A 379-nucleotide genomic window follows, 5' to 3' on the forward strand; every position below is an offset into this window, starting at 1 on the left:
GAACAAGGGGAGGAAAATTCATGCGCATCCATAATCTCTATGTCGACGCTCAGGGCGAGACCCATTTCCGCGACATCGAGGTCGAGTGGAAGAACGAAGGCCGTGGCGGCAAGACTTCCGCGACGCTGCCGGCCACCGGCATCATCTTCCGCGAGACCCCGGGCTCGTACGACTACGAATGGCATCCCGCGCCGCGCCGGCAGTACATCATCAACCTCGACGCCGGCGTCTCCATCCAGGCCAGCGACGGCGAGACGCGCATCATCGGCGCCGGCGAAGTGATCCTGGTCGAGGACACGCACGGCAAGGGCCACTGCTCCAAGGCGATCGAAGGCAAGCTTCGTCACTCCATCTTCGTCCCCATCGAATAGCGTAAAGG

The 379-nt window shown here is 62.3% G+C and carries 1 protein-coding gene; it reads left to right on the forward strand.

Annotated features, from left to right (window positions below; genetic code table 11):
• Positions 1 to 371 (forward strand): cupin domain-containing protein (locus tag D7Y13_RS44990; RefSeq protein ID WP_208734778.1); only part of this gene is annotated, 371 nt, incomplete at its 5' end.
• Positions 372 to 379 lie beyond the last annotated feature (8 nt).

The organism is Corallococcus praedator, assembly GCF_003612125.1.
Classification (GTDB): Bacteria; Myxococcota; Myxococcia; order Myxococcales; family Myxococcaceae; genus Corallococcus; species Corallococcus praedator.